A 26,133-nucleotide genomic window follows, 5' to 3' on the forward strand; every position below is an offset into this window, starting at 1 on the left:
TTCTGATTCGGGCCCGTTACGTTGGCTTCGATTTTTGGCAATCTATGGGACTACTTACACCTGCCCGACCTCAGAACGAAATGTTTCAAGAGAGGGCTCACGAACAAGGATGCCCACAGATGCCCGCGTTGAAAGCCGAAGACTTCCGAGCCATGTCTCACAATCCCGGCGCGTCTGATCCAGGGTGGGTGACTCGGGCTGAAGACGCCTTGAGAATGCTAGGGCAACTAACTGCTCAAGACGAAGTAGTACTTTATCTGAGTGGGCCGCAGGCTATCGTTCATGGCGTGCTAGCACCCACCCGTAAGCTGACGCAGGCAAGAGTCAGAGAGCTCCAAAATGCTTCATTTCCGGAAGGGCAGGACACATGGCGTATCTGCCGAGAGATCGGCAGTGACGGTCGTGTAATCCGCTTGGAGCCTCCCCTCGGATCTTGGTCAAACGAGTTCCAGGGCGAAAAACTGATCTTTCGCCGCGAATTCAATGGGGTTGAGCGGGACAGGGCCGCGATTGAGCTCAGTCAGAAGCTGGTTCACAGCCTCGATTTGTACTTTGTACCTGAGCGCAACAGCTACTGCAGGCTTGACGAACACGGTGACATCGAAGACGTCATTCGCATCATTCAGCAGCCCGAAGGTAAAGATAAATTCCGTCTAGATTTGGTGACAATCCTTCGGGCTGATCTCGAAAAGTACATGGCAGTGACGAAACAGAGCTTGGTGATGCGGTTCGATTTCACCAGGCTCGATACTGAGAGTTTTTCAGGCTGGAACGGTGTAAAAACGCAGCACTCGGACAGCCCAGACCTCTATTACCATCACGGGCTCTGCCGCGTAGGTAGCTACTGCAACGGTGTGATGGTGCTACGGCCCAGTATCACCGTGGCGAGCCTGATCAAACAGTGGGAAATGGAGGAAGATCGCGCGTCGCGCCGGTATGCAGACTTCAAGATCTACGATTGGAAAAACGGTCGGAATGTCGAGACCTCATGCGCACCTGAGTGCCTGTCGAATTATTTCGAGGACAGCGCACTGCCTTGGGAGATCTCTCCCGCTTTTTTCAGGGCAGAGGTGCTGCATTTGTACAAGGCAGACCCTGATAAGTATTCCCTTGTGGACAGGCATATTAGCTGCCGGGGTTCTTGGTATCTCAGGTCTTACGACCAGAACGAGGAGGGGCAGGTGCATGCCTACATCGGCGACCTGGCCAAGCTGCCATACACTGTTCAGCTCTACTGGCAGTCGTTCAACGAATGGCCCAAGGGGGCTATCTCCAAGCGTGCCCACCTAACAGACATCAAGGGCTCCTGGGATCTGGAGTACGAGCCGATTGGCGCCTTGAAGAATGCGATCCGGGAACTGGATAGATCGGCCCCCGCTTGGTGGAATCCCAGGGGAGAGGAGCTCGAAGCTGCAGTCCACATTCCGGCCACGGATTCAACCAAGGAGTGGGCAGACGAAATCCTCGCGCTAGACCAGTATCTCGTGGAGGGCTTTCTGCTGAAACCGTTGCGTGGGATAGCTGACGGCCTTGGTAAATCAGTTCCTTCTAGCTGGGCATCGCTGCGGGTGATCCAGGAAATACTGTGCGGGGTGGGAAATTCCGAGGCGCAAGCCAAGGCAATTGTATTGCCCCTGCAGAGGCTCCATGGTCTTAGGACAGAGGTCAGAGGGCATGCAACTGTGGAGAAAAAGCGTGCAGCGGAGTTGGAGGCCCGAACGAATCACGGATCCCTAAGAAATCACTTCATTTCGTTAGCTGGAGACTGTGAGCGGGCGTTGGACACCATCCGGGTAGCATTGGGTGCGCTGTGATTCGCGCCTAGCGCTCTAGTAGTCGGATAGCCTTGGGGCTTTCGAGATCTAGTCAGATTTCCTGAGGCCAAGCACAATGGGCGTTGGTTACGGTGGCCCCTTGGGCCAACGCTGTATCTGTGCCAGCACGAATGTTTTTGCCTCCCCAGTGCCATGCACTAATAAGATGCTTCAGGTGACGCAGCAAGCCTTTTAGGAAGTATTGCACCTAGCCTCCGACAAGCAACTGTTTAACAAAGACATTTTTAATCTTTCACGACACTCCCTGCGCCGCACATACAAATCAATATATTGCATAAACCTCCGTAGAACTTCTCTGAGCAAGTTTATTCTCGAAAATTGAAAAATCCTCAATAAATCGCAAACCCTTTACTGTACACCAACGTTTCCAAATTTAAATTTGACACCCTTGCAACAATGATCTTCATTGAGTAGGAATTCATTTAGCAGAGGTGCTAGCATGAACTACTCTCGAATTCTTAAGGTAGAGCACGACGAGCCACGAGACAAGGATGGAGAGGGAGCCTATACAGTCTTCACTTTAGTACAACCATTCCAACTTGATCTCAAGATCGCGGATCGTGTTTCCTTTCAAACCTTCGCGATCTTATGGAATGATGAGCCAGACCCCCGCGTCATTGAGGTTGTGGAAACAGGACTCTTACAAGGTATCCTTTCGCCCATAAAGCTTTTACGGGCCGCCGAGGGAATTCTTTATATCGTGTACAGCAACGACATTAACAGCAGCGCACAATCTCTGTTCGAGGAAAGGTGGGGAGACAGTGCGCAGAGGTTTAACTGGCTCGCACACTTTATCCCTGAATTGCAAGTCTCCCTGCCTAACACAGGCGATCACGCTTTCAGCCAATTCGCTGACGAAATACTCTTCAGCCACAGCATAGGGTTATGGGAAGTGACAGAGGCAAGACTTCAGCGTCACCGGATGGTGGACTGTTAATAATTCACTAAACGCAGCGAGATAGACCTCCTGCAACTTTTACGGTATCGCCAAACCTAGAACCAGAGGCGCCACCTAAACCAGGAACAAGCTATGAAAATTTCTCCTTATTCTGAGCACCACGATATTCTGCTTAGCGGAAAATACGGTACCGCACACCGGTTACAAGAGGCGGTAATTTCTCTGTACAACCCGAATAGATTTGCCTTTTGCATAGACCACCACTGGGGCGGCTTCGATACCTACCATCGCCAGATCTATGAAAAACTGGTCAATTGGTTCCATGAGCATGGGCCCGAGGAGAAATCCTTCCAAAGCATTTGTGAAAGAATAATTGCTGACCGTGAAGAACAGGCCTTAATCTGCGCACAGGAACTTACAAATATACTTTCATCGAGCCCTTTCGACTACCCTTCAGAAGATGGCATTCCAAGTGAGGACAATTATTGCGGGCAAGTCAACCTTCTCAAACATCATCTGAAGTCATATAGCGAGAAAGGCTTCTTTAACTCGAAAGAGATGTTAAGGATATTGGCTATTCGGCTGATCGTTTGATCTTAGGTTCAAAGACAGTTTCAATACCGATTTGCAGGGCTTAGAAATGGAGCCTGATCTGAAGTTGAATACGACACCAGCTACATACAGGTCGATTAAGAGGCTAAGCAGCCTGCGTTCCACTTGGTGTTGGGGCAATCTTTTGACGAAGTGAAGTAGGAAAACCTACCCATGACACAGCTGATCGAAGCGCTGTGCGCAACTGCTATCCAGGTGGCGGGGTTCTAACCAGGAACATGCCGTAGGTGTTGTGCTGGTTCGGGATGGCGAGATTACGGCTGGAAGAACGCACTGGGAGCGCCCAGGGAAACGACCCCATCCAGTCAGTTTGTCGGCGACTTAAATCTCCGCGCCCCAAGCCGAAATATTATTAGACTATCTTCATCACATGCTCTGCGAACTGCATCAAACAAGAGATAGATCCTCTCCCCTTCCTATACAGATAGAACCCAGAGATCCCGATAGCTCCAGGGCCATCCCGATCGCACTGCATGGAGTCACCAATCATCACAACACGCTCGCCTGATGGCGGCATGCCCCGCGCTGGATTGACTCCAAGCTGATGACAGATATCGCGGTAGATGCCTGGGTGCGGTTTCATCTCGCCGACCTCATAACTCAACGCAAAGCCATCGATCTCGCTGAAAAGCTGGCGGAGAACAGGGCCGTAGGGCGCGGCCAAGTTCGAGCAGATACCTGTAGCTATTCCCTCGGCCTTGAGCAACCGAAGCGCATCGGTTGCGTCGGGACACACAGTGATGGAATCGAGCTCCTCCTCCAGGTCATGCTGCAAGGACGTCATCTGCGCAGGGCTCACACAAATACCGAACGTTTCGGCAGCAGCGTCCAGGTCGAGGCTGGAAGTCATCAAAAGATGGAGGTCAGCAGCACTTGGCCTGCGACCTTGAAGAGCGCCTATGCGAAGGAGCTGCCTGTACGGGTGGCGCTTACATTCAATCTGAACGACTGTTCCGAAGGCGTCGAAAATCGCGGCTGCGATCGGCATGCGGTGGAGCTCCTGTTTTTATCACCTTCAGCAAGCATACGGGCGCGTCATGAGCGTTAGGTAGCACACCTCAGCCAAGGTGCGCCGCTGCTCTAGCGGCGCCTCGCACTATCGTGACCAGCCCTCTCCGACGTTGATCCCGTGGTTCGAAAAGTCTTGAAGCAGTTGTTTGCGGCTCAGCCGAGCCGGAATTCTGAAGACTTGCGAATAGGCTTGATACAACATAAATGGGATCAAGGCCAATCCGAGCCCATACGTTGCAATTGCCACAATGATTCCAGCAGGAATTGCGGCGATACCGAGCAGAACCCCGCTCCAGAAGCCCCTTCGGGACAACCCGCGAACTTCATCGAGATCATAATCAACTGTGCCGCTTTGGGTTTCAAACGCTATCAAGACTACCGCCGACCTATGGATGTTTTTTACAAACCAAGTTCTCGGAATGTCTTGGGCAAACGCACCTCGGCGCTCAAGGTATTTAGGGATGATCAAATTCTTAAAGTAAGCATTCTTACCAGACTCATCTAAAAGGCGAACCTTTTTGTAGAGACGCGCATAGTCGTCAGCTGAGCTGGATTCAAAATTCTTAACCGTGACAGTGACTTTCTTCAGCTCTGACATCCTGACTTCCTTTAGTGCCTATCCTGTACAGCAAAAATTTGGACTAACCAAGCCGTCTACATGGGCCATCCGTGATGGGCATCTCACACGCGGGGCTTCGCGGGCAACCAAGGCAGGATTGCTCTCTCGCATGGGGTGCAATCCGCAACACCAATACTGGCAAAAAGCCCATACGATTAAATATATAGATTTGTTCGGACTCAAGCAAACACGGCATACCGTCTGCTTTTGAGATGCCGTAATGTCGATTCAGGAAGGCTTCGCCGCAGCGCTGCGGCTGATCCGTGCGACCAAGGGCCTGACCCAAAAAGACCTAACGGGCCGGGTAACTGGATCGCACGTGAGTCAACTGGAAAGCGGCAAAACCAGCCCTACAGTCAAAGCGGCGGGAGAGCTGGCCCAGGCGCTTGGCATCACACCATCGGCCTTGTTGGCCGTTGCGGTGGCCGCTGATTCCGAGGTCACCCCCAAAGAGGTATTGGTGAGGGCTATTAGTGAGCTCGAAAACCTTGGACTGGCTGATCAGATCCCGCCCCCCTCAGCTCATGCAATGGATACAACGCATCCGACCAGCGTTCGAGCTGCCGCTACTCGCACTCAAGTCCAGGAACTGAAGGGTCAAGGGCTCAAACAAGTCGATGTCGCGAAGAAATTGGGGATTCCAAGGACGACCGTTCAGCGGCACTGGCATTGAAGGCTCCTACCTTCCGCATCACGTGTAGAAAGCCAATTGATCTAGGGTCAGGATTACTTGGAGCGCCCTGACCATCGTGTAGCTCCCAACACCTGCATCCCCATGCCCCACGAGGTGTCGGGAAACCGAGCCTTCCGTGAGGTCGTTCGGGTCATAGTTGGCGAACATATAGTTCAACAGGTAGCGGTTGAATTCGGTGGTTAGGAACAGGGTACCGGGGCCACCAGTTCGTTTTTCTGCGCTTTCAATGGCAAAGCCGAGCAGCGCTTTGGTCTTGCCGGCCTTGCCGGTGTGAGCTCGGTACGCGACGTTCAATATGCCTTCAATCTCCGTCACTAGGACTTTGATGGCCGCGATGGGCCTTCCTTGAGCGAACGCCTCGACGCCCTCCCTGAGGAAGGCTTCTTTGACTGCGAAATGCGGTTTGGCCATCCAACGAGAGAGCATGTGATCGAGCCGTGCCTGATCAAATCGACCGACAATCGATGACTCGACTTCGTTAAGGGCGATACCGCCTGCATGGTGTGCAAGGATGTCGGCAAATTCTCGGTGGAGAATCTCCACAAATGGAAACCACCCCTGGGCTATCAGTCGATCCAAGCTCTCAGGAGTGCCGACAACTTCGTATAGGTGCCGAAAACTGAGTTGCCGGTAGAGGCGTCCCAACTCTCGACTCATGGCCTCCATGTCCAACGCACCTGAAGGGTTCATATCGAAGGCCAGGCCGAATCCCCAAGCCTCGCGCATGAGGCAAATCACCTTGTCCTGGAGACCAAACGAAACACTTGGAAACTCCAACGCGAGCAGGTCAGCGATTTCATGTTGAAAGACAGCGGCACCAGCGACAACGTTGCGCGACACAATGCATCTCAGTGCTACCGCTGCCGTATCAAGCCACAGCTCGGCTGTTTGATCAGGCTTGAGCACGAGAAGGACGAATTTGAAAGCACTGATATCAGCCGCTGCGGGCGAGTCCGCACCCCATAACCGGATAATGCCAGCGATCGACTCAGCGAGATGGTGAAAACCAGGTTCATCAGAGGTAATGGCAAGACGCGTGAAGATCTTCACGTCCTGACCTTTACCTGCAGTTTCAGCAGCAAATCCAGTGATTTCCTTTACGTGTGGAAACCTGATTGGCTCACCGACATTTTCAATGCGTACTTCTGGCAAGGGACGGCCATCGCTTTCTTCTCGTGCTTCTGGTGTCATCGCTTTTCCTTCAACGATCATGGTCGGCTACTCACCGACCGTTCAGATACTCGTCGCTGAACGACCCCAGACGCCGGCTGGCCAGAAGCGCTTCATGCCATCAGCGCACAAGTCATTTGCCTGGACATGGTCGTCGTAGTCATCGACAGGTTTACGATTTGGTACACGCAATACCGTATCCGCCCCGGAGTTCCTCAGCGCATCTGGGCTTGAAGCTACACGCTTCGACGCCAACTGCTCACACATCCACTCACCTGATGAATCGAACTCTTTCGTCATGGTCGTGAACTCATCATCACTCAGGGCCAAGGGTATGCAGTGTTGTGTCATGGTAGCTCCTGGGTGGCCAGGATAGGTCGCGCCAGGTTGAATTACTACCCGCTCACCAGCCCACATCTGCGCCGAAGAGCGCGTCCCGCAGTACTGGCGGCGCCGCATGCTCAAAGACAAGGCGGCGCAAAAGGTACTGGCCCAAGTGTGAACGAAGTCGAGAACGCAGTTCGACGCACAGTTCCGACTGTCCAAAGTCTACCTCCGGCCAGCGCACCAACAACGCTTGACGCAAAATCGGCAGCACCTGATGCCCGGCAGTGGTGGAATACAGGCGAGTCAGATCGTCGAAGCCAGAGCTGCGCTTGTAGCCCGCCAACGCCTGCCGCAGAATTTCGCTCAGTGAGTGCCCATAGACCTGCCAGGCCATCTGCCACATCAGCTTCTCAGCATCACCATCCAACTCAAAACCTCACATCCAATTCATCACCGTATGGCGCAACCTTCACGGCTGCCCGACCACCTCCCCTACCCCAGGACGATCAATCATGCACGTGGAACTGGATCTCAATCGAAACGACCTAGAAGCCCTTCTACGGCACTGTGAGGCGTTCAGACCTGAAAGCGGTGACCCTCGCGAGGATCAACGCTTGTCGGACGCTTTAGGGGCCCTACAGGAAGCTCTGCGGGATGCTTATGCATCACAATGATGCTCGGGACTGGCACCGCAGATCAATTTATCGTTAACCAGGGCTAACGCTATCCATTCTACTGGCTGAAAAGGCAGGATGATCTCAGCCAACATAGCCGTTGGATGACACGGGGGCATTTCCAGACGAAGCTATTCACTCAAAAAAATGTGGCATTCGCAGTCGTTTGTTTTCAAAGCGTAAGCAGGGCCTAACGGCCCCAAAAACCGATCTCCCTTGGACACCCGCCTCGCCATGCGGCAAGGCTACCAAAAGGCGAAAAACCAAGAAGAAAAAAAGGCAAAATAGGCCACTACACCCCGCGTTGATCCTGCATTGGCGGTGGTGTAGGCACCGTAAAAAATTTTTGCTCTCAAATAATAAAACTCCGTCTCGCAAAAAAAAATTGAAGGGTACCCCTTTTCAGACTTGTGACACACATCACAAATATCCGGAATTATCTGCGCTTTTCCGGGTAATCTCGGGCTGGCATCCGGCTGGGAGCCGCCGCGCCGTCGCTGCCGTCTAGAGGTCGTGCGGTAGCGGAATGTGATGGTTGGAGAGCGGATGTCGCCCGCCTCAAAGCGCGTGACCAAACTCAGCCACAACGAAGTTCTTTGCAACAAGCGCTTACTCTCGTTTAGGAGCCCATGTAGATGGACATGATGCGGTTCAACGATTTTTACCTTCGCCTGTATCGAGCCGACCCTGAGCAGGATGGCCAGGCATTGCTGGATGAGTTCTATGCGATGTGGCGAGAAGCGGAACAGTCGGGCGTGGACGCTGAGACACTCCTGGAGGAGGCAAAAGGGTGCATTCGCAAGATCGCGACCCCCGAATGGTTTGTGCGGGCAGCCTGCGATTGGATCGGCAGCAAGGGGCATTACAGGCTTAGCAAGGCATTGACCCATGAGGTCGCCGTCCAATACTTCCAGCACTCCCAGTTGCTGAGGTTCACGCTGTCCGGTTATTCAGAAAAATGCGCCGCCATGGTAGCTCGTCGATTGTGTGCGCTGGATGCGCCGGTAGTCGTCACTCTGGGATGGGTTTTGAGCATGAATGAAGACCTCGCCCATAGCCCTCTGATTTCGAGCACCACGGCCACGGTCTTAGGATTTCTAGCGGTCGAGCACCCGGCCACCTGTAAGCGCCTGCTTGAGGTAGAGTCCTCTCCGCTTGTCGATTCGCCGCTCGCCCTGCACCTCGCCGAAAGGCTGACCTCCGAACTCCGTGAGCTGGAGGCCCTGCCACACCTCGCTGAACTTCAGATGCCATCAGACATGCGCCGAAGCTTCCGGTACATGCGCCGAAACGAAAGTCGAGCGGTGACCGAGCAGGCCCGAGGTGATTCCTTCCTGGCCGATATGTTCATGCTGTCTGAACACTTCAAGTATTCCCACCAAGTGGCCGTGGAGTATCAGAATGATCAGGGAACCGTCGAGACGATGATCCCAATGTTCACACACGAAATGAGCGTGGAACTGCCTCAGACTTGGACTGCCGATCCGCTCTTGTACAGCCATTTGGTGCATCAATTATGGGAGGAACCTAGCCAATGAGTATCCAGCTGGTTCTTTCGCATTATCTGTCTGGGCTTCGCGAACGCGACGAACTGGATGCCCTCCTTCCGGATCTTCTCCAGGCCATGAGCCATTCGGTGCTGAGCCGTGCCCAGGTGGGTGTGAATCAGGGTGGCGTCGACGTGATGTCGACCAAAGAGAATGCCCAAGGTGAGCCCGAGGTCTTTCTGTTCGTGATCAAGTTCGGAAATGTAAGCCGGAACGACTTCTACGGCTCTCAGCAGGCCATCCTGCCCTCCATCCGCCAGGCGTCGACCGAGTACGTCCGGAACCGAGTGCCAGAACCCTTGCGGGCACTGAAAAAGCGCATCGTCCTGGTTTCCAACGGTATCCTGAAGCAAGACGCGCAGTCGGATTTTTCCGCGCTTTCGAAAGAGGTGACGGAATTCTCACCGCTGTGCTCACTGGAATTCTGGGGCATGGATCAATTGAGCCCGTTCATTGAGCAGTATCTTTTCGACGATGCGCTGTTACTAGACAAGGGAAAGTCTGACCTGAGGGCTGCGCTGGCCGGCCTGGAAGACACGCAGGCGTCATTCACTCGGTTCGTGCGGTTCGTGGATGACTGCATGAGCCCCCTGGCAGATGACTCGGACGTGTCCGAAAATTCGCGCCGGAACCGCTTCCATAAACGCGCGGCTGCGGCTGCGGTGGGGTGGGCCGTGCTGCTCGTGTGGGGCGAAAGCGAGAGGAACCAGAAGCCTGGCGTCCTCGCGGGTGAATACCTCTTGCTGCGACTGTGGGGCGAATCGATCACCCTGGGCCTACAGACCGACGCTCACTTCCTGAAGCGATTCGAAACGCTTGCCAAACTTCATGCCGATACCCTGCAGCGGTACTACGAACGAGTAATGCCGTCGCTTCTCAACCGTCGGAATGTCCTGCGGTACCGCCCAGATCATGTGCTCTATATGGACTTGGTATGCGACGAGCTTGGCCGACTGGGCACCGCCCTTCTGCTGCTCCTGGCAATGAAAGCAGATCAGGCAGCTGTCGTAGCGCTGCACGGAAAACTCGTGTCTTTCATCAATGCTCACAACGGCTGCCTTTTGCCGGTGTACGACGGCCAGGCCATCGACCTTTCGCTCGCCATGGCCGCAATCATGGCCGCAGGGGATGTCACCAGCACCCAACTCATCGTACGAGAGTGCATTGATCGTTTTGAAACGGGACTGGAGCAGAACAGGATCATGCCGGTGGATACCGATGATCTCGAAGATGCCATGGCGTTGCACTATGGGAAGGAAACCCGGAGGGAAGAATTCTTCAAAACCTCGACATTGGTACCACTGCTGGGGACTATGGCCGCCCTATTGAGGGATCAAGAAGGTCTTGATCAACTATCTACGATGATTGTTCCGAAGCTGGAGCGAGTGACCAAGGAGCGGTGGTTCCCTCAAAAGGCACTGCAGACGCTGACGAGCTCCGGGGCCTATGTGAACGCCATTGGTGTGTCGCGCAGCGTGACTGACTTCAGACAGACGCCGACAGAAGAAGTCGAAGCCTCGCTGAAAGTGCCGAGCCACGCCGCTGTCCCAGAGGATTTCGCGTGGCACAACACGCCTTGGGAAGTGCTCATAGCGATTTCGGCGAGGCTGCACCGCCACCCACTGCCCACGTGGTACCTCGCAAAGCTCGCCGGAGTTCAGAACGCTGCCACGATAACTCCTCCCTGATCGACCTCCCTCGTCAGGGGCGGCGAGGGCACACCGGGACTAAACGTAAGTTGTGCAGTTCTGGGATTCTATACGTATCGAGCCCCTCCCCTTTGCAGCTTGCAGGAGCCCCGCCTTGATCACTCAATCGACAGACTCTTCATCCCTGTGCATCTACTGCGATGGCCCTGGGCCCTTCTCTGACGAGCATGTCATCAGCGCGGGGCTTGGAGCTGACGACAGTCGCTTCATGCTTGTTGATATGGTGTGCCGGCGTTGCAACACGGACGTCTTTGGCAACTTGGAGCGGGAGGTACTGCGCAGCTCCCCCATTGGCTTCGCTCGCGCCTTCATGCAGCCGCAAGGCCGCGACCGGGGCAAGCACACCACGGCGCCAGGCATACAGGCCCAACATAAGCAGATGGCTAATGGATCAGGATATCCGGATGAAATTGACTTCGGCCCGCACGCGAAACCGATAGTCCTCCCGCAACTGAAGATAACCGGTGACAAGACATTTGATTCCACCGCCGCAGGCCCAGACGAACTGCGCAGCTTCGTCACGTCGCTCTCCACCCTGCTTCAGAACGATCAAGTTACCTGCATTCGCAAGCGGGGGCCTGAGCACGCGCTGCGGTACGAAGCTATCACCTTGCTTCGCTCAGGTGAGACATACACTCAACAGGGTGGATCAAAGTTTCAGGGCAAGCCTCCTCGGGAATGCTTATGGCTGGAACGTTACGACGAGACCCGCACGAAAAGTCTGATCCCTGCCGCTACGATCTTTCGTAACCCGAACGGGAGCATCGTGCTCAAGACTTCAAGCGCCACAGTCGAGGGCGCCCTCAATTTCTTTGCCCGTGCCGTCGACCAGTTTTCATTCGATACCCAGGTTACGAAGGACATAGAGGGCCCCATCGTATCGGTCAGGATGAAAGTGACTGTCGGCGTGATAGAACGAGTGATTGCGAAAATAGGCATCAACTTGCTGGCCTATTATCTAGGGCGGAATTACGTAGCCGATTTCGTATTTCGGAAGATTAAGGACGGAATACTGACCGGGACACCGCCTGTAGACGGCCAAATCTTCGAGGATGTTGCGGTGAAAGCGATGCTCGACGCAGCTCCTGATCATCACCACGTGATCTTTCTCAGCATGGTTAGTCAACCCGGAGGGCGAACAGCGATTATCTTGGTGGCAAAGCTGTACGGCGTGGCTCACATTATTTGCTTAGCGCGAGATGTCCCAGAGCCTCACCTGCCGTTTCCCGTGTTTTTTCTAGTCGACTACTTCAATCACAAGGTCAAGCAGCAATCGCTGATTGAATACAGAGAGTGCCTTGCTGAAATGGGCATCACAAAAGCCGAAGCCCGCTATGGATCGACACAGTGACCGACTGGTATCAACGCAGGACGATGGCCAGTTCCAAGAAGTCTGCGGCGTTAAATGCAGATGCCGTGATCAATTCGCATGAGCATGTTGTGAGCTTCTGAGAAACCAGTGGCCGTATGGATCAGTGTGCAAGGTGCCAGATGGCCAAGTCCAGGCACCGGCCTTCTAAGCCACCGTTGCGATGTGTTCCGATCCTGAAATACGCCCTCCGCGACCGAAAGAATTTTCTCGTATCGGCCCAGGAAGCAACGATGCCTGGCACTCCAGCAGGCGGCTTGCGAGCACGTGCATGTCGCAACAATTCTTGGGGCATTCATGATTGAGCCTCATCTAACTCTGGGCGCGAGCACGGGTAACCCTTGCATACCAATTCACAATCCCCCTTCGATGAGTTCTATTCTGAGTAGCTCGCCAAGGGTGCCCCATCGCATCCAGAATTGCTGTAGGTAGCTCGATGACAAGATCACCCGTTCAATCTTCAGTCGCATGGAACTGCACCGTCATGTGTACTGGCTCGACCATCCCTCCTAGATTGCGTTCAACCTTACCCGTCACGCAGTCATGTCCTTCAGGCGTCCAAGGCTTCCATTGCTGTCACTGAGAACGGCGTTACTACAACATAATGGTCAGCACCGGAAATGCTGCGAAGAAGGGTCATGCCGGATTTCTGCGCGACTCGAATGACCCGTGGGGTTACCACGGTCATGCCGTCTAACGATGCCCCTGAGCGATCATAGTAAACGGAGCCTGTGTATTGAGAGCCGACCGGGGCAGCGTGCATCAGAAACGCGTCGATGATTACTCCCCAGTCGTAGGACTTCGCAGCCTCAACCTCCAGAGGAACATCGGATATAAGTGTTGCGTTCATTGGGCTGTTACCACAGCACACTCCATCATCATTAAAAATCCACTATTTTCTGAGGATCGAAACCACACTCTTCCGCCGGATAACCCCTCTGATTGCTGATCAACCTGCACCCGGAGAGTTCAACATCGACCGAATGGTGGGTATGGCCGAAAATCCATGCGTCAACTCGATCGACCATGGCGTGCCATGCGTTGCAGTACGAGGCGTTCAGATGACCCTCATGCCCGCTGTCGCAGACTTCAGGAATGGGCGCATGATGGCTGATCACGACAGTCTTGCCGGTGAACGGCTTGTCCAACTCGGCAGCAAGCCAGTGCTTCGCCTCGTGATTCCTGTGGGCCACATCGTCCGGGCGCAGCCGACGATAGTTTTGACCAGTGCGTATGCTGCGATAGTCGGTCATCGTTGATCGCGCTGCTGATATCGCAGCACTCACGTCGCCAGTGGAACTGAAATCCGTCCAGCCCGTTGTTCCCAAGAATCGAATCCCACCCGCAACGAATGTCTCGTTTTCGAGCACATGCACATGGCTCTGCGCGGCGGCGCGCGCTTTCACAATCGTCCGGTCGAAGTGGCCTGAGTAAAACTCGTGATTGCCAAGCACATAGAGAACATCGCAGCTGAATGTCTCATTGGCCCAACGGACGCCTCTGTCCAATTTATGGATGTCACCGGCAAGCACCACCAGATCCAGGCTGCCTGGGGGGGATACAGGGGGTTGGAAGCCAGTGAACTCCAAGTGCAGGTCGGAGAGGATGTACAACCGCATAGGGCCTCTATTAAGTCGATTTAAGCGTAAATTGATATCCCCACTACTCTCGACCGGAGACGCGGCGATGTCTCTCGCACGTCCAAAAAACTTCACCGGAGCATGCCTTGAGCGAAGGCATCATAGCCGAGCAGTTCTCATAAGCACAACCTACGCTATTTATCAGAACCAACAGCGTGTGGCTCTATCCTGACTTTTCGGAAGATCATGACGCTGAAAAACGAGATAGGTGCTGCGCTTAGGGCAGTGCGACAGCAGCGCGGGTTGAGCTACGAAGAGCTCAACGAATCGACCTTCCGCACTACGCTCAGTTCGATCGAGCGTGGCAAATCCAAGCTTACGGTCGAAAAGCTTTCCTCCCTAGCCGAAGCGCTGGATTTCGACCTCATCGCTTTCCTAGCCTTGTGCATTTCACTTGAGCGCGGCCAGACACCTGATGATGCCATTGCTGCCGCCCAGGGAGAACTGGATCGGTTCAAAGCAGCTGGTGGTGTGGCGCTTCTTCATCAGCAGATAAAGGACGGTGAACTGGTTTCTCGATCGAAGGGCAAGCCGGCGAATACGGAAAACAAAGCGGCAGTATTGCGATTGAAGGCGCAAGGCAAGACTCAAGCCGAGATCCGACGACTGCTGGGGCTCTCGCGATCGACGGTGAGTCAGTACTGGCACTCAGACTCTTGAGCTGAGCTTGATCAGCGTCTCGGTCGTTCGGCATGTCATTGACGGGTGATCGTTAAGACAGTGCCAGCATGGTTAAGGCCGGATGCTGCTCGGCGTTGATGCAGCTTCCTGAGTATGGATAAATTCAAAGGGAAGGCTAACCCTCCCTCTGTCTGATCATCTCGCCATCGTCTCGGATTGGGATTGTTTATTGCAGCTGAGATCGTCGCGAGCCATGTTGGCAAGATACGCGTGTCGTCCTCGGAAACAAATGGCACCTGCTTCAGTGTCACGACTCCCCTATAGACCGATGCTCAAGCATTGCTGCTGCTTCACGCATAAAAATCTCCAGGGTTTTCGGGCCCACCCCATCGAAAGCCAAAAGCCATTCTCGGAACGAAGAGACCGCGATCCCGTTCTTCCTCAACGTGTTCAACTGAACATCAAGTTCTTGAGAAACCCCAATACCTAAGGCATGTAGCCGCTTTGCAGTAGACTCGTCGTACCGGGCATATCCAGCTTGACCCAGAATCCTGACTAAATCGCGATGCGCACAACGGGCCAACTTCTCGGGCGTATCCAGGCCATGTTGATCAACCAGGTTCCGGTAAGCCTCAACTGCGGCAGAAGAACGAATTCTCTTACCGATCAAAAAGCTCGCGAGCAGCCACTTGTAAAGCCCATGGCCGCTCGCATTGCCAAACTCGATACCAAGGTCTGCAGCGGTGACAGGAATCATCCCTTTGAACGCTTGGGATCCGCAGAGCGCGGATAGGTGCGTTCCTCTTCGATGGTGCCGTCAGCCCTGTGAATCTTCACCGATGCGATTTTTCCATCAAAGAAATCGGCCAGCGCCCTAACCAGTTCCTGCTTCGTGGCGGCTCGCTTCGTTGCACGTTCGGCACCGGCTTTCTTAAGCTCCCATCCGTCTGCAGTTGGGCTCAGGTGATAGTTGTCCATTGCCTGCCTCCTTCGTTAAATGGATTCACCGTCGTCAACGATGTCTTCTTCTGCCTCGGCGGCATCTGTCGCGTCGGCGTCGTTCAACGGCGGAGAAGTCGGTTTTTCCGGATCGTTAATGAACGGCACGCCGCTCGGGCCTTGCTCTTCTAACCCTTCCGTTTTCGGCTGCATAGCGAATCCTCCAAGTGATGGTACTTGGAGGGGAAGTTTCGCCTAGATGTTCAGTTGCGTCGCGCATATCGTCATCAGAGCCTGGATACGCTGAGACGCGCCATCGTCTGGCGACTTTTAGGTCTGGCCTACGTCCACCCAGGTTGCCTCAACCAACTCGGCCAACCGTATGGGCGAAATCCTCAAGGTAGCGTTGGGAGAGCCCGCTGCGGGCATGACAACATCGTAGTCACGAAGTGAGACGTCGACAAACACCCGAAGCTTGTGGGCCAATGGTCGGGAGCGCCCCCCGCGCTCCTGACTCAAACCACCTCATCAGAGCTGCAAAAAGCGCGGGTTTGGTAGTAGGCTTGGAATTACAGAATCAACGGCATCGAGGCCAGCAGTGCACTGAAAAGCTGGCCGTTTTTCCAGATGCCGGTCGGGGTCAGGGACTTTCCACGACAGGGTTTGGATTGTCCTAACAACTGCCATCTCCAAGGCAAGATATTCCGAGCCCTAAAAAAGTCTTCACTTCGGCGACTACTGATCCTGTCTCGACGGCGTCTCTCACCTTGCGGTCGATAATGTCAGCGAAAGGTATCTGCTTTTCTAAAGAGTCATGGGTCTCTTTGCCGGAAATACTCCCAAGGCTTTTTCCCCGACCGAAGGCTTGTAGCCCAACAGGCAAAAGGCATCAATCAACAACGCGCGACCCCGCTGAATACCGTAGCCCCCCCCGAAACAGCCCCTTCTCAAAGTCGACGTTTATAGTGGTGGCCATTCCATGGCATAAAGTGGCTAAATCTACCCCGCCACCTGGTGGATCGCTTGGCCCTGGAACGTGTCTCCACGCTGCCCGAGGCAATCTGGGGGCGTGAGGGCCGTCGGCCTATCGTTCATCTGCGGTAGGCAGACGTTCACAGGTTACTTACTGCAGGTAAGCTATATGGATCAGCAGGTTGCGCTGAAATTGATCGCCGAGAAGGCCTATGACGTCGGTTACTCGGCCAAACTCCACTTCTCCACCTACGACATTGTGGAGAAAGCCCCGGGCTGGATCGGTCTGATCTCCTTAGTGATTGGAGTGCTAGCGCTCTATATCGATGTCCTGGCGGCAAAACACGTCTCGGCGCTTATCACGGTTATCGGCATTTGCAGTCTCTACATCACCTATTACGCCGATACCAAAGAGCAATATTTCCAGTCTGGAAACAAGCTGACTCAACTGCTTGATCAGCTGAAGAGCATGTCGGCTCGTTGCAAGTCCAACCTGCAGTTCACTGCCGTCGATCAAGCCGAACTGGATCAAATCACCACCGAGTTCCGGTCGGCCTGTCAGAGGAAGCACATTCTGTTTTCGGGCTGGCTAGCTCACAAAAAGTTCTTCTGGGATCACCAGATCGACTGGATCGCTGAGCACCGTGAATTTAGGCTCTTCAGGGACAAGATCCCGTTTTCCGTATACGCCCTCATCGTAGTGATGCTGATCGCTGTTGCCGGCTGGTCATGGCTTGTCACGCACCCGGATCTTCTCCTCTCGCTGAAGGAAGTCTGCCCCCATGAGTAAAGAGCTTTTCGAGCAGTTTCGTAGGAACCTGGCGGTTAAAAATGCTGACGAGATCTCCAAAAGCTACCGGCAGATCACCGAGAAACTGAACGGAAAATACTACGACAGCACCTCAGAGATCCTACACTGCCGCCAGGTTGGATCGTATGGTCGACATACCGCCGTACACGGCGTGAGCGACCTGGACATGGCGTTCGTGCTGCCATGGTCGGTATACGATCGCTTCCAACGCTACGAGAACAACAAGCAATCGTCACTGCTCGGTGAGATACGTCTGGCCCTGAAGGATCGCTTCCCGAACCATGAGGTCAGGGCTCAACAGCAGGTGGTGTCGATAAACTTCACGGACTATGTGGTTGAAGTGCTACCTGCGTTCGAGCATGAAGATGGCAGTTACACCTATCCGGATGCGAATGATGGAGGTAGCTGGAAAAGCTGCAATCCGGTCGCTGAAATTGATGAGATCAATGAGCTAAACCAGGCCAAAAACCATAACCTGAAGCGCCTCTGCAAAATGGTGCGGGCCTGGAAGAATGACCATGGCGTGCCGCTGAAAGGGATGATGATCGACACCCTCTGCTACCAATTCCTCAAGAGCACCACGGATTACGACACCAAGTCATATTCCGCCTACGGCGAAATGACTCGGGACTTCTTCGCATACCTGGTGGATATCGACGAGGACAAGGAGCAATGGCGTGCTCCCGGAAGCGGCTCTATCGTGACGAAGTCAGGTAACTTCCACCCAAAAGCCAAGAAGGCCCTGCGGCGCTTACAGGAGGCTCTGGACGATGCCGAGATTGCCCATGAGAGGTGGAGCACTGTGTTTGGCGAGCATTTCCCCGAATACGTCGAGCAGGAAAAGAAGCAGGCCATCGCGGAAAACCGCGTCAAAAATGGCGAAGAGTTCATTGGCCGGAAATTCAGCCTCGACATTCAGTACACCCTTCGTATCGATTGCTCCGTCAAGAACGAGGGCGACCGGCTTCGCAACCTCATGTCTCGCGTCATGACGTATCGGATACCGAAACAGCGTGAGCTGACATTCTGGGTCGCCGAGATCGATGTGCCGCCACCTTATAAGATCTACTGGAAGGTGAAGAATCTCGGCCCACAGGCCATTGAGAGGAACATGATTCGCGGGGAAATTCGGATTGACAGCGGCCACCATCAAATCACCGAGCACTCAACCTTCCAAGGCGACCATTACGTGGAATGTTATGCGGTGAAAGATAACGTCTGTGTGGCCCGCAGCCGGATCATCGTGCCGATCTGAATACGATCGACAGGAAGAAGCGCTTCCTGGAGCTGGCGTGAGAGGTCGCAGTGGCAGACCTCTCGCCGTTCACTTACTTAAACAGCGCTTCGGTACGGGTCACGAATGTCATGGCTGATTGGGCGACCTCATGAAACGCATGCGCCTTGCCCAACCAATCTGTCTGACCCAGCGCTACACCAGCAGCAACGACGGTACAACCCAGGAACGTTGCCCCACTTTTCATCAGCCAGAGCCTTCGCCAGAAAGGGGTTTGCCCGGCGAGCATTTTCTCATGCTTGCGAAAGTCTCCCCCTACCGCGTACACGATCAGCCCCATAACGATTCCGAGAATCGCTGCAAGCCACTGCGTTAGCGGAAACGCGAGTAGCAAGGAAATCACACGACCCGGCCACACCAGCTTATTGGCATAGCGCTGCGCAGCAATTTCTCCCTCACTGGCGAACCTCGGGCTGTACTTCCTAAACATCAACATTACTGATTCCTTCTGGACAGGCTACCTGGGATCGAACCCTTGGCACGATATCAAACCGGCAACTGAGAAAGCATTCCAAGGCATAACCTGATAGTACCTGCCTCGATCCGCACGGCCTGGGGTACCTCCTCAGCAACATCATTGCTATGCAAGAATGCGTCTTAGCTTGATTCTGTGGAACACAGGAAGTCACCAAATCGTACGCCATCGCGGGGCAGCAGCATGAGGCAATATGAAGCCAAAAGCGTCGACGAGTTAAACCAGATCATCGTGAGCTTCGGTGAGGATGTTTTGTTTCGTGGCCAGACCTCTCATTACGGTGAGGCAGGAGCCCCCTCCATTGGGACGTCCTTCGATAGAAAGGGTTGTATACCGAGCGAAATGCTCAAATGGTGCCGCTACTCCCAAAGTGTGTTGGATGCATATATCGCTCAACATCGAGCGGACTTTGGCTTTCAACAGGCTCTCCTTCAGCACTACGGATGGCGCTCGTTTTACGTGGACTGCACCTCTAGCCCAGCTGTAGCTGCCTGGTTTGCCAGCCACAAATACACCGAAGCGATCACTCTGGAGCTGGGCGAGGACTGTGACGAGCAGGCGGTGATGGTCAGAAAGCGCATGGCCCGGTATGTACCTATGATCGGGACTGGCCATCTCTATGTACTCGATAAGCAGGCCGCTAATAATGTAGGCCTGGTCAACTTGGCTACGTTGACCATTGAGGGCTATAGGCCCCGAACTGTGGCTCAATCTGCTTGGCTTCTCGGCCCTCTGCATAATCCGATCCCGCAGAATTGCTTTCTCGCCCAAATCACTGTCCCGAGCGGCGTTCTGCAGGCATATGCCACTGCCCATGGTTTAACCGCCACGAACACGCTCTTCCCCTCTCCCGCCGAAGATCCGATCTTGAGATCGCTGCTGGGCTTGCCGTTGGAGGAGATCAAGTCTGACGCCAGCCTCAAAAATCTGCCTGCGTTCAAGCGAACGCTAGAACTCCCGGAATACCATTCAAGCGTTGTTAAAATCGCAGGGGCGCAGACGGCCTTCTATCGTGGTGCAAAGATTCGGGATACCCAGGACTCAATTGATGGTAACCCCCACAGCGGAATCTTCGTCGAAATTCCGGACATGGTGCTCTATGGCTCAGCCGACCCGAATAAGCCCCTTCGCTTCCCTGAGATCGAGAAGCTAATCAATGCAAATGGTACGGTAGCTTTCGAAGCGGACACGCTGATCAAGCACCCAACCCTTGATCACCTGACGCTCTACCAGAAGGGCGTCGGTGTAATACCTCGCGGGCCCGACCTTTTTGAGGTTTGTGAACTCACCGTCAACCACCCAGGACTTCGACTGACTTGTGCTGGTTTCATCACGGGCTGGACTTATCGGAGGCAGGCAAACGGAGTGTGGACACGGGAAGCGAAGACCACAGACTGCTCATGCGGCAATCCCATCGTCCATGCACAGCACATCAGCGCACTGCACATCGCAGAGGAGTTCCTCAGGGATCCCAAAGGCTTTGAGTGACGGAGCACAAGCCGTGCCGATCAGTAAGAAGCAACGACTGTCAGCCTCGACCAATGTAGAGATGAATCTCGACTTATCGCTGTAACCGACTCACTACGCTGCCGCAGTCAGGTAGCGATATGCGCATAAGGATTTGTATGGCCGGTATTAAGATGACCCATGCCTATGACAAAAAAAGCGTCAAATGGGCTGCAGACACCTATGCCAAGGGCATGGGTACAGCTCCTCTGAAGTGTGAACGCTGCGACGCCACAGTAATCCATGTGAATTCTTTCACTCGGGACTGCTACGACAACCCCTCTAAGGTTCGTGCCTTCTTCCGCCTGCAAGCGAACGGAGCGCATGGCCCTAGCTGCCGATTCGGCGTTGATAAGCAAATCGTTGAGCTCGCCAGCACCTCCGACGGCCTGGTCGAAAGCGTCCAGAAAAACCGTTTCCGCATGCGCCTGGTCGCGGTGACAGAAGAGTTGAAGGCAACTGCGAAGCGGCCCAAGGAAAATGACGGTGGCGAGCGAACCCCTACTGCCTCCAGAACCTACACACCATCATCCAATCGGCTGTCTTCCTACATCAATACCGCACAACGCGTCCTTAGACTGCGCGCAATGTGCGACGAAGACGCTGACATCGAGGAGCACCTGGAATTAGTGTTTGCAGGCAATACCGTCGGCTGGAACCAGTTCTACTTCGAACACGCCCGGCAAATGGAGGCCCACTACGCCGTCTCAAAGAGTTCGACTCAATACCCGATCGCCATCCATGGACGCGTCGGTAAGATCAAGCGGGGCGTCAAGGACGATCCAACGCTCAATGTCATGAACCTTGAACGACTAAAGGTCACCCAGGATCCCAACGAACCCACAAACGGTATAAGCCTCGAAGTGGGTGTGTGGGCGGCCAAGGCAAGCTGGTTTGATGGGCTAAGCGAGAACGACGAGGTCATCATATTTGGTCTGTGGAAAGCACCTCCCCCGGCCCAGAGCAAGGCCACCAAGGCGGGGTTCTTCAAGACCTTCACTAACCGGCGCCTGACCCTGACGTTGGCCCTTAAATCTCAGATCGCCAAAGTCTGACGACCAGCTTTACCATGCGAAAGATGACACGACGCCTTGATTCAGGGCTTGCGGCACCCCAGCCTGGAGAGGGTGTAAACCAGAAAAATGACCTGTAAACCACCTTGGTTAACAAGTCATTTTCTACGTTTACAGGTCGAGTCCATTAAACTCGGTTTGAGTCCAAATTGGGTGCCGGCACTCACCGAATATGCCACCCGCCCCGCTCCCCGTGGCGGACTTTGCTAGCGTAGTAGATACCCGCTGAATCGGTGTGGACGATCGTCGGATTGCTTAATATTGCCAATAGCGGGCTATTTGCCATTAGTGGTAGCTTTACGCTATTAGCAGGCTCCGTATTTGTCACCGAGGCTGATCAATCGGATGCCCATTTCTGGAAATTTCTCGCAATACAGGGATGTCATGGTGCGTATTACTAGCCCATCCAACAAAGGTGGGCCCGCTGCGAGGCAAGGCTTCAAGTATCAAGACCATGTAGCCGTCAGCTTCATTTTCAAGATGCTGCGCGATAGCAGTTACACCCAGGTAGAGTGCGAGACCGCCGACGATATCGTGGCCGTATTCCAGTACGCGGGGCAGCTCGTCAATGAGTACATCCAGGTCAAGACGACAGAGGGTGACCACAAATGGAATGTGGATGAGGTGACCAAGCTGGATGGCACAAAAGCCAACTCGTCCTTGCTCCATAAATCGCTGAATTGCGATGTGCGCCCTGGCCCTGCCCGCTTCCGCATTGTGACCAAGCGCGACGTAGCGAAGGTTCTTGACGGCTTTAAAACGGAGCTGGATAAACGGAATCTGCCTGACACCACCACGGCCCGAGGCAAAGGCCTGCTCAAGAAATTCAAGACATTCACCTCACCACAAAATCGGAATTTCTCCTATTGGGCGGAGAACTGCGTCTGGCAGGTCTATGGGGATGTGGAGGCACTGGAAGCGGTTAACATCAAAGCCCTTTCCAAGCTTGCTGAGGATTTCGGGAACCGTCCCAATAATACTCAGATGCAGGCCATTTACGATGAGTTCTTGGAGATGGCTGACAAGGCTGCCACGGCCAACGTGAAAACGGCTGCATCGACAAAAATCATTCTGCGGGAACCGGCTCTGGCCCAGCTCAAGCAGCTGCTAGATGCAGCTGATGACCAGTCAACGGCCACAGCCAAACCCTACAAAAAGCGGCCAGATCCCTTCCTAATCGAATTTCACGCAAGCACCGATGAGGGCCTACTGCACTCATTTTCCGGCTTTGACGTACGGTATGCGCTGAAAGCGTGGCGGCACGATGGTTTTGCTAAACACCTAGTTGAATGGCTCCCAGAATTTTCACTCAAGGCGAGCGAGATCGTGAACATCCTCGCGCACAATGCCGAAGCCATGCTCGCACGTTCCATCAATGCATTCAGCGACTGCGAGCTGCCCCGCGACAGGCTGATCGCCGAACTAATCCTCCACGCTATCCTGCGTAGCCGCCAAAATAGTGAGCCCGTGGCGTGCAAGGTTTTCTATAAATCCGGTGGCAAGCTCTCCGAATTTGGCAACGCCCACATCGTCCAGATACCCGGCCAGGACGATCAGCTATGGCTGGGGCTAGCGCGCCTGATTGAAGCAGACACCATGGACGCGACGTTGGCGCAGATCTGCGGCGTCCTGGACGCAACCATCTCGGAGACGGTGCTCTCGTCGGAAAGGGAGATCATCATCAACCTGCGCGAGCCCCTGCACCATCAACCGAAAGCGGACGCCTTCAACCAGGCACTGCACCGGAACTCGTCAGTCGATGACATGCTGAACGTCCTGTGCTTTCCCATCCTGCTGACCTACGACAGTCACGCACTCTCGTCAGGTTGGCTCGCTGATTACGTGAACAACCTTAGAAAAGAAATCGAGGCTCACTTCAGCACCTTCACCACCCAGCTGCCAGAGAACATCAAGCAAGTGAAGGTCATGGTCTTCCTCGTGCCAATGGAAAGCATCGAGAAGCTGACAAATGCCTTCAACGCCCGCTGCAAAACACTTGAAGACTTGCAGGTATAAGCTAAGGCATGTGGTCGATTTGCAGTGCTGAGAAAACTACAGGGTGAAGGTATTCCGAACTGGCCAAGCCGGCTTCGGCCATCTCAAGGAATGAAGCGTTAATGAACTACGAAACGATCAAGAACAGCCTAGCGAAACTCAGTAATGAGGGCGTTTCGACGGTCGATGTGCTGCTTGCCATTAACGCCATCGTCAACCGAAGCAACGCCGAGTGGGAGGGACGGGATCTGGTGATCCGTGCGCTCGACAAGTTCGCACTCTTCGACGCAGTCGAACAATCGCTCCTGCTCAATATGGTGCGAGCCGTTGGGCTATTTCCTTACATCACGCCACACCTAAACAACATGGCCCTGTCTGACCGCTTGGCTTACGAGGCTCACAGAGTTGAAGGTGTGGAACCTGGCATGGTGTTTCATCACCTCCAGGCACACGTTTTCAGCTTGATCATGCAGGGGAAAAACGTCGTCCTGAGCGCCTCCACCAGCGTCGGCAAAAGCCTGGTCATCGACGCAGTACTTGCCCAGCGCCGGTTCAAGAAGGTGGTGGTGATTGTTCCTACCATCGCGCTGATTGATGAAACCCGCCGCCGCTTGGTCAAGCGGTTCAGAGACTTCAACCTGATCACCCACCCCAGCCAAGAAGCCGTGCCCGACGTCACCAACGTCTACCTCCTGACGCAGGAGCGCGTTATTCAGCGTCCTGATCTGGATGATGTGGAGTTCTTCGTGCTAGACGAATTTTACAAAATCGATTTGGGTAGCGATAAGGATGAGAGCTCGCGCGCCGTTGATCTGAGCTTGGCGTTCCACAAGCTCGCAAAGACCGGAGCACAGTTCTACATGCTCGGGCCGCACATTCAGAAAATCTCTGGGTTAGACGGTTACGAGTATCATTTCATCCCGTCCGACTTCAGCACCGTCGCGGTCGATATCCAGAATTTCAATCTGGGCATGCGCTCAGAGGAGCGCACACAGAAGCTCCTGGAACTGGTCAGGACGCTGGAGTCCCCTACCCTGATCTACTGTCAGGCGCCGGCAAGCGCAAACAGGGTCGCTGAGTATCTTATCCAGGATGCCGGGTTGACCCCAGTGTCGGAGACGCAGGAAATCGCTGCATGGATCTCCAAGCATTACCACCCAGAATGGAACGTTGCCAGGGCGATCGCCCTGGGCATCGGGATCCACCATGGAGGGGTGCCTCGCGCGCTGCAGCAGTACATCGTCAAGCTGTTCAACGAGGGGGTCATCAAGCGAATCATCTGTACATCAACGATGATTGAGGGCGTCAACACGTCGGCTGAGAACGTGATTATTTACGATCGTCGCCTCAAGATGTCAACGCTCGACTACTTCACTTACAAGAACATTTCTGGGCGCGCTGGCCGCATGAATAAATACTTCATCGGCAAGGTGTTCATGCTCGAAGCCCCGCCCATTGAGCAGGGCCTGACGGTCGAGTACCCCATCGGCCATCAGGATGAAACCTCACCTATCGGCCTCTTAATGCAGCTGGAAAACGAATACCTCACGGATATCTCGCGAGGCCGCCTTCAGGAGGCGTATGCCAACCCGTTGCTGTCACCTGCCACCCTGATCGAAAACCGCCACATTCCTATCGAGCGTCAGGTCGAAGTGGCGAAAACTATCATCAGTGACCTTACTGACTGTCAGGAGTTGTTGGGCTGGAAAGGCATACCTGAGCCAAACCAACTGAACTACTTATGCGAGATGGTCTACATACTAGAAGGTAAGAACCTGATGGATTACCTGATCTCGTCCAGTTCTCAGTTGGCTTGGCACATCAATGAACTTCGAAATCAGAAAAACTTACCCGCCTATTTGAGCGAAGCGGTGGAAAATCGGTGGGAGAATATCTCGGCGAGTGAAGCCATTAACCTGCGCCTGAAATTCATTAGAAACATGATGTGCTTCAGATTACCTCGGGACATCATGGCGATTCACAAAATTCAGGTCGACGTGCTGGAGCAACACGGGTACGAGCCTGGAGACTTTAGCTTCTTCGCTGAGCAACTGGAGAACATGTTCCTTGACCCACTGCTCACCGCACTGGACGAATATGGAATCCCCACTCAGATCTCAACCAAGATCAAGCACCTGATTTTGCCATCAGAGCGCCTGAACGATCTGCTGGCAAAACTGCGATCGCTTGCCCCTCGGGTGGAGAGCCTGCAGCTTACCGCCTTCGAGAAAGGCCTAATGCAATGGGCGGTCGCTGAAATGTAAAGATGGAAGCGATGCACGCGAGCGCTGCAGCAGAGCGGGCCGAGATTCCGGTCTTCCAGCGATCGACGAGTTTGCCGA

28 protein-coding genes are annotated in these 26,133 nt (G+C 54.2%); 15 read left to right on the forward strand and 13 right to left on the reverse strand.

The window, feature by feature from the left end; translation table 11 throughout:
* Positions 1–119: 119 nt before the first annotated feature.
* The 3 genes from PSEUDOMOFG3G_RS19170 (at position 120) to PSEUDOMOFG3G_RS19180 (ending at position 3,327) form a co-directional block, all read left to right on the forward strand.
* On the forward strand, positions 120–1,814 hold the full coding sequence (locus PSEUDOMOFG3G_RS19170; RefSeq protein ID WP_139050870.1) for a hypothetical protein: 1,695 nt from the start codon (positions 120–122) through the stop codon (positions 1,812–1,814).
* Positions 1,815–2,274: 460 nt separating this feature from the next.
* Entirely contained in the window at positions 2,275–2,772 is a 498-nt protein-coding gene (locus PSEUDOMOFG3G_RS19175) for a hypothetical protein (protein WP_139050871.1), read from the forward strand.
* 93 nt (positions 2,773–2,865) lie between these two features.
* Entirely contained in the window at positions 2,866–3,327 is a 462-nt protein-coding gene (locus PSEUDOMOFG3G_RS19180) for a hypothetical protein (RefSeq protein ID WP_139050872.1), read from the forward strand.
* 370 nt (positions 3,328–3,697) lie between these two features.
* Here the strand turns inward: PSEUDOMOFG3G_RS19180 and PSEUDOMOFG3G_RS19185 are convergent, their stop codons facing one another.
* Together PSEUDOMOFG3G_RS19185 and PSEUDOMOFG3G_RS19190 are read right to left on the reverse strand one after the other, a co-directional pair.
* Positions 3,698–4,333: an HAD family hydrolase gene (locus tag PSEUDOMOFG3G_RS19185; protein ID WP_139050873.1), complete on the reverse strand. Its 636-nt coding sequence runs from the start codon at positions 4,331–4,333 to the stop codon at positions 3,698–3,700.
* Positions 4,334–4,441: 108 nt separating this feature from the next.
* Positions 4,442–4,954, reverse strand: coding sequence for a hypothetical protein (locus tag PSEUDOMOFG3G_RS19190; protein WP_139050874.1), 513 nt, complete (start codon positions 4,952–4,954; stop codon positions 4,442–4,444).
* Between the two features lie 241 nt (positions 4,955–5,195).
* On the opposite strand from PSEUDOMOFG3G_RS19190, the gene PSEUDOMOFG3G_RS19195 reads away from it, so the two are divergent.
* Entirely contained in the window at positions 5,196–5,648 is a 453-nt protein-coding gene (locus PSEUDOMOFG3G_RS19195; protein WP_139050875.1) for a helix-turn-helix domain-containing protein, read from the forward strand.
* Between the two features lie 18 nt (positions 5,649–5,666).
* On the opposite strand, the gene PSEUDOMOFG3G_RS19200 is transcribed toward PSEUDOMOFG3G_RS19195, so the two are convergent.
* The 4 genes from PSEUDOMOFG3G_RS19200 to PSEUDOMOFG3G_RS19215 form a co-directional block, all read right to left on the reverse strand.
* On the reverse strand, positions 5,667–6,881 hold the full coding sequence (locus tag PSEUDOMOFG3G_RS19200; RefSeq protein ID WP_218939017.1) for a hypothetical protein: 1,215 nt from the start codon (positions 6,879–6,881) through the stop codon (positions 5,667–5,669).
* Between the two features lie 21 nt (positions 6,882–6,902).
* Complete coding sequence (locus PSEUDOMOFG3G_RS19205; RefSeq protein WP_139050876.1) at positions 6,903–7,190, reverse strand: hypothetical protein; 288 nt, start codon at positions 7,188–7,190, stop codon at positions 6,903–6,905.
* Between the two features lie 52 nt (positions 7,191–7,242).
* Positions 7,243–7,569: a hypothetical protein gene (locus PSEUDOMOFG3G_RS19210; RefSeq protein WP_139050877.1), complete on the reverse strand. Its 327-nt coding sequence runs from the start codon at positions 7,567–7,569 to the stop codon at positions 7,243–7,245.
* A gap of 516 nt (positions 7,570–8,085) precedes the next feature.
* On the reverse strand, positions 8,086–8,445 hold the full coding sequence (locus PSEUDOMOFG3G_RS19215; protein ID WP_139050878.1) for a hypothetical protein: 360 nt from the start codon (positions 8,443–8,445) through the stop codon (positions 8,086–8,088).
* A gap of 30 nt (positions 8,446–8,475) precedes the next feature.
* Between PSEUDOMOFG3G_RS19215 and PSEUDOMOFG3G_RS19220 the strand changes: the two genes are divergently transcribed.
* From PSEUDOMOFG3G_RS19220 to PSEUDOMOFG3G_RS19230, 3 genes are all read left to right on the forward strand, one after another.
* Entirely contained in the window at positions 8,476–9,378 is a 903-nt protein-coding gene (locus PSEUDOMOFG3G_RS19220; RefSeq protein ID WP_139050879.1) for a hypothetical protein, read from the forward strand.
* Positions 9,375–11,075 (forward strand): hypothetical protein, encoded by a 1,701-nt coding sequence (locus PSEUDOMOFG3G_RS19225; protein ID WP_139050880.1) that lies wholly within the window; start codon positions 9,375–9,377, stop codon positions 11,073–11,075. Before PSEUDOMOFG3G_RS19220 ends, PSEUDOMOFG3G_RS19225 begins: the two co-directional genes overlap by 4 nt.
* 115 nt (positions 11,076–11,190) lie before the next feature.
* A complete protein-coding gene (locus PSEUDOMOFG3G_RS19230; protein WP_139050881.1) occupies positions 11,191–12,447 on the forward strand; it encodes a hypothetical protein in 1,257 nt (418 codons plus the stop codon).
* 50 nt (positions 12,448–12,497) lie between these two features.
* On the opposite strand, the gene PSEUDOMOFG3G_RS28425 is transcribed toward PSEUDOMOFG3G_RS19230, so the two are convergent.
* The 3 genes from PSEUDOMOFG3G_RS28425 to PSEUDOMOFG3G_RS19245 all read right to left on the reverse strand — a co-directional run bounded on the left by PSEUDOMOFG3G_RS28425 (position 12,498) and on the right by PSEUDOMOFG3G_RS19245 (position 14,084).
* Entirely contained in the window at positions 12,498–12,764 is a 267-nt protein-coding gene (locus tag PSEUDOMOFG3G_RS28425; protein ID WP_139050882.1) for an MbcA/ParS/Xre antitoxin family protein, read from the reverse strand.
* A gap of 251 nt (positions 12,765–13,015) precedes the next feature.
* Positions 13,016–13,315, reverse strand: coding sequence for a hypothetical protein (locus tag PSEUDOMOFG3G_RS19240; protein WP_139050883.1), 300 nt, complete (start codon positions 13,313–13,315; stop codon positions 13,016–13,018).
* 31 nt (positions 13,316–13,346) lie between these two features.
* Positions 13,347–14,084, reverse strand: a complete 738-nt coding sequence (locus PSEUDOMOFG3G_RS19245) for a metallophosphoesterase (protein ID WP_139050884.1) — start codon at positions 14,082–14,084, stop codon at positions 13,347–13,349.
* Between the two features lie 207 nt (positions 14,085–14,291).
* On the opposite strand from PSEUDOMOFG3G_RS19245, the gene PSEUDOMOFG3G_RS19250 reads away from it, so the two are divergent.
* Positions 14,292–14,765, forward strand: a complete 474-nt coding sequence (locus tag PSEUDOMOFG3G_RS19250; RefSeq protein WP_139050885.1) for a helix-turn-helix transcriptional regulator — start codon at positions 14,292–14,294, stop codon at positions 14,763–14,765.
* A gap of 183 nt (positions 14,766–14,948) precedes the next feature.
* On the forward strand, positions 14,949–15,050 hold the full coding sequence (locus tag PSEUDOMOFG3G_RS28430) for a hypothetical protein (RefSeq protein ID WP_373685098.1): 102 nt from the start codon (positions 14,949–14,951) through the stop codon (positions 15,048–15,050).
* On the opposite strand, the gene PSEUDOMOFG3G_RS19255 is transcribed toward PSEUDOMOFG3G_RS28430, so the two are convergent.
* Genes PSEUDOMOFG3G_RS19255 through PSEUDOMOFG3G_RS19265 form a run of 3 tightly spaced genes read right to left on the reverse strand, consistent with a single transcriptional unit; the run spans position 15,034 to position 15,878 of the window.
* Positions 15,034–15,483 carry a DNA methylase gene (locus PSEUDOMOFG3G_RS19255; RefSeq protein WP_139050887.1) on the reverse strand — a complete coding sequence of 150 codons (450 nt, stop codon included), beginning with the start codon at positions 15,481–15,483 and terminating at the stop codon, positions 15,034–15,036. The genes PSEUDOMOFG3G_RS28430 and PSEUDOMOFG3G_RS19255 overlap by 17 nt on opposite strands.
* Positions 15,480–15,704 (reverse strand): DUF2188 domain-containing protein, encoded by a 225-nt coding sequence (locus PSEUDOMOFG3G_RS19260; protein WP_139050888.1) that lies wholly within the window; start codon positions 15,702–15,704, stop codon positions 15,480–15,482. The genes PSEUDOMOFG3G_RS19255 and PSEUDOMOFG3G_RS19260 overlap by 4 nt, the downstream gene beginning before the upstream one ends.
* A 15-nt stretch (positions 15,705–15,719) precedes the next feature.
* A complete protein-coding gene (locus PSEUDOMOFG3G_RS19265; RefSeq protein ID WP_171061406.1) occupies positions 15,720–15,878 on the reverse strand; it encodes a hypothetical protein in 159 nt (52 codons plus the stop codon).
* Between the two features lie 928 nt (positions 15,879–16,806).
* Here PSEUDOMOFG3G_RS19265 and PSEUDOMOFG3G_RS19270 point away from each other — a divergent pair.
* Positions 16,807–17,427 carry an SLATT domain-containing protein gene (locus PSEUDOMOFG3G_RS19270; protein ID WP_139050889.1) on the forward strand — a complete coding sequence of 207 codons (621 nt, stop codon included), beginning with the start codon at positions 16,807–16,809 and terminating at the stop codon, positions 17,425–17,427.
* A complete protein-coding gene (locus PSEUDOMOFG3G_RS19275; protein ID WP_139050890.1) occupies positions 17,420–18,703 on the forward strand; it encodes a nucleotidyltransferase in 1,284 nt (427 codons plus the stop codon). Before PSEUDOMOFG3G_RS19270 ends, PSEUDOMOFG3G_RS19275 begins: the two co-directional genes overlap by 8 nt.
* Before the next feature lie 73 nt (positions 18,704–18,776).
* Here PSEUDOMOFG3G_RS19275 and PSEUDOMOFG3G_RS19280 read toward each other — a convergent pair whose 3' ends face one another.
* Complete coding sequence (locus tag PSEUDOMOFG3G_RS19280) at positions 18,777–19,178, reverse strand: hypothetical protein (RefSeq protein ID WP_139050891.1); 402 nt, start codon at positions 19,176–19,178, stop codon at positions 18,777–18,779.
* A gap of 222 nt (positions 19,179–19,400) precedes the next feature.
* On the opposite strand from PSEUDOMOFG3G_RS19280, the gene PSEUDOMOFG3G_RS19285 reads away from it, so the two are divergent.
* From PSEUDOMOFG3G_RS19285 to PSEUDOMOFG3G_RS19300, 4 genes are all read left to right on the forward strand, one after another.
* Complete coding sequence (locus tag PSEUDOMOFG3G_RS19285) at positions 19,401–20,705, forward strand: FRG domain-containing protein (protein ID WP_139050892.1); 1,305 nt, start codon at positions 19,401–19,403, stop codon at positions 20,703–20,705.
* Between the two features lie 137 nt (positions 20,706–20,842).
* Entirely contained in the window at positions 20,843–21,778 is a 936-nt protein-coding gene (locus PSEUDOMOFG3G_RS19290) for a hypothetical protein (protein ID WP_139050893.1), read from the forward strand.
* Between the two features lie 402 nt (positions 21,779–22,180).
* Complete coding sequence (locus PSEUDOMOFG3G_RS19295) at positions 22,181–23,812, forward strand: dsDNA nuclease domain-containing protein (protein WP_171061407.1); 1,632 nt, start codon at positions 22,181–22,183, stop codon at positions 23,810–23,812.
* Between the two features lie 101 nt (positions 23,813–23,913).
* Complete coding sequence (locus PSEUDOMOFG3G_RS19300) at positions 23,914–26,055, forward strand: DEAD/DEAH box helicase (RefSeq protein ID WP_139050894.1); 2,142 nt, start codon at positions 23,914–23,916, stop codon at positions 26,053–26,055.
* Positions 26,056–26,133 lie beyond the last annotated feature (78 nt).

The organism is Pseudomonas sp. FG-3G, from assembly GCF_901007645.1.
GTDB lineage: Bacteria > Pseudomonadota > Gammaproteobacteria > Pseudomonadales > Pseudomonadaceae > Aquipseudomonas > Aquipseudomonas rhizophila.

What these genes read in the sequence shown, in the direction of transcription:
- PSEUDOMOFG3G_RS19170 (WP_139050870.1), top strand. Translation starts at nt 120, where the DNA reads ATGCCCGCGTTGAAAGCCGAAGACTTCCGAGCCATGTCTCACAATCCC.
- PSEUDOMOFG3G_RS19175 (WP_139050871.1), top strand. Translation starts at nt 2,275, where the DNA reads ATGAACTACTCTCGAATTCTTAAGGTAGAGCACGACGAGCCACGAGAC.
- PSEUDOMOFG3G_RS19180 (WP_139050872.1), top strand. Translation starts at nt 2,866, where the DNA reads ATGAAAATTTCTCCTTATTCTGAGCACCACGATATTCTGCTTAGCGGA.
- PSEUDOMOFG3G_RS19185 (WP_139050873.1), bottom strand. Translation starts at nt 4,333, where the DNA reads ATGCCGATCGCAGCCGCGATTTTCGACGCCTTCGGAACAGTCGTTCAG.
- PSEUDOMOFG3G_RS19190 (WP_139050874.1), bottom strand. Translation starts at nt 4,954, where the DNA reads ATGTCAGAGCTGAAGAAAGTCACTGTCACGGTTAAGAATTTTGAATCC.
- PSEUDOMOFG3G_RS19195 (WP_139050875.1), top strand. Translation starts at nt 5,196, where the DNA reads ATGTCGATTCAGGAAGGCTTCGCCGCAGCGCTGCGGCTGATCCGTGCG.
- PSEUDOMOFG3G_RS19200 (WP_218939017.1), bottom strand. Translation starts at nt 6,881, where the DNA reads ATGATCGTTGAAGGAAAAGCGATGACACCAGAAGCACGAGAAGAAAGC.
- PSEUDOMOFG3G_RS19205 (WP_139050876.1), bottom strand. Translation starts at nt 7,190, where the DNA reads ATGACACAACACTGCATACCCTTGGCCCTGAGTGATGATGAGTTCACG.
- PSEUDOMOFG3G_RS19210 (WP_139050877.1), bottom strand. Translation starts at nt 7,569, where the DNA reads ATGTGGCAGATGGCCTGGCAGGTCTATGGGCACTCACTGAGCGAAATT.
- PSEUDOMOFG3G_RS19220 (WP_139050879.1), top strand. Translation starts at nt 8,476, where the DNA reads ATGGACATGATGCGGTTCAACGATTTTTACCTTCGCCTGTATCGAGCC.
- PSEUDOMOFG3G_RS19225 (WP_139050880.1), top strand. Translation starts at nt 9,375, where the DNA reads ATGAGTATCCAGCTGGTTCTTTCGCATTATCTGTCTGGGCTTCGCGAA.
- PSEUDOMOFG3G_RS28425 (WP_139050882.1), bottom strand. Translation starts at nt 12,764, where the DNA reads ATGAATGCCCCAAGAATTGTTGCGACATGCACGTGCTCGCAAGCCGCC.
- PSEUDOMOFG3G_RS19240 (WP_139050883.1), bottom strand. Translation starts at nt 13,315, where the DNA reads ATGAACGCAACACTTATATCCGATGTTCCTCTGGAGGTTGAGGCTGCG.
- PSEUDOMOFG3G_RS19245 (WP_139050884.1), bottom strand. Translation starts at nt 14,084, where the DNA reads ATGCGGTTGTACATCCTCTCCGACCTGCACTTGGAGTTCACTGGCTTC.
- PSEUDOMOFG3G_RS19250 (WP_139050885.1), top strand. Translation starts at nt 14,292, where the DNA reads ATGACGCTGAAAAACGAGATAGGTGCTGCGCTTAGGGCAGTGCGACAG.
- PSEUDOMOFG3G_RS19255 (WP_139050887.1), bottom strand. Translation starts at nt 15,483, where the DNA reads ATGATTCCTGTCACCGCTGCAGACCTTGGTATCGAGTTTGGCAATGCG.
- PSEUDOMOFG3G_RS19260 (WP_139050888.1), bottom strand. Translation starts at nt 15,704, where the DNA reads ATGGACAACTATCACCTGAGCCCAACTGCAGACGGATGGGAGCTTAAG.
- PSEUDOMOFG3G_RS19265 (WP_171061406.1), bottom strand. Translation starts at nt 15,878, where the DNA reads ATGCAGCCGAAAACGGAAGGGTTAGAAGAGCAAGGCCCGAGCGGCGTG.
- PSEUDOMOFG3G_RS19270 (WP_139050889.1), top strand. Translation starts at nt 16,807, where the DNA reads ATGGATCAGCAGGTTGCGCTGAAATTGATCGCCGAGAAGGCCTATGAC.
- PSEUDOMOFG3G_RS19275 (WP_139050890.1), top strand. Translation starts at nt 17,420, where the DNA reads ATGAGTAAAGAGCTTTTCGAGCAGTTTCGTAGGAACCTGGCGGTTAAA.
- PSEUDOMOFG3G_RS19280 (WP_139050891.1), bottom strand. Translation starts at nt 19,178, where the DNA reads ATGTTGATGTTTAGGAAGTACAGCCCGAGGTTCGCCAGTGAGGGAGAA.
- PSEUDOMOFG3G_RS19285 (WP_139050892.1), top strand. Translation starts at nt 19,401, where the DNA reads ATGAGGCAATATGAAGCCAAAAGCGTCGACGAGTTAAACCAGATCATC.
- PSEUDOMOFG3G_RS19290 (WP_139050893.1), top strand. Translation starts at nt 20,843, where the DNA reads ATGGCCGGTATTAAGATGACCCATGCCTATGACAAAAAAAGCGTCAAA.
- PSEUDOMOFG3G_RS19295 (WP_171061407.1), top strand. Translation starts at nt 22,181, where the DNA reads ATGGTGCGTATTACTAGCCCATCCAACAAAGGTGGGCCCGCTGCGAGG.
- PSEUDOMOFG3G_RS19300 (WP_139050894.1), top strand. Translation starts at nt 23,914, where the DNA reads ATGAACTACGAAACGATCAAGAACAGCCTAGCGAAACTCAGTAATGAG.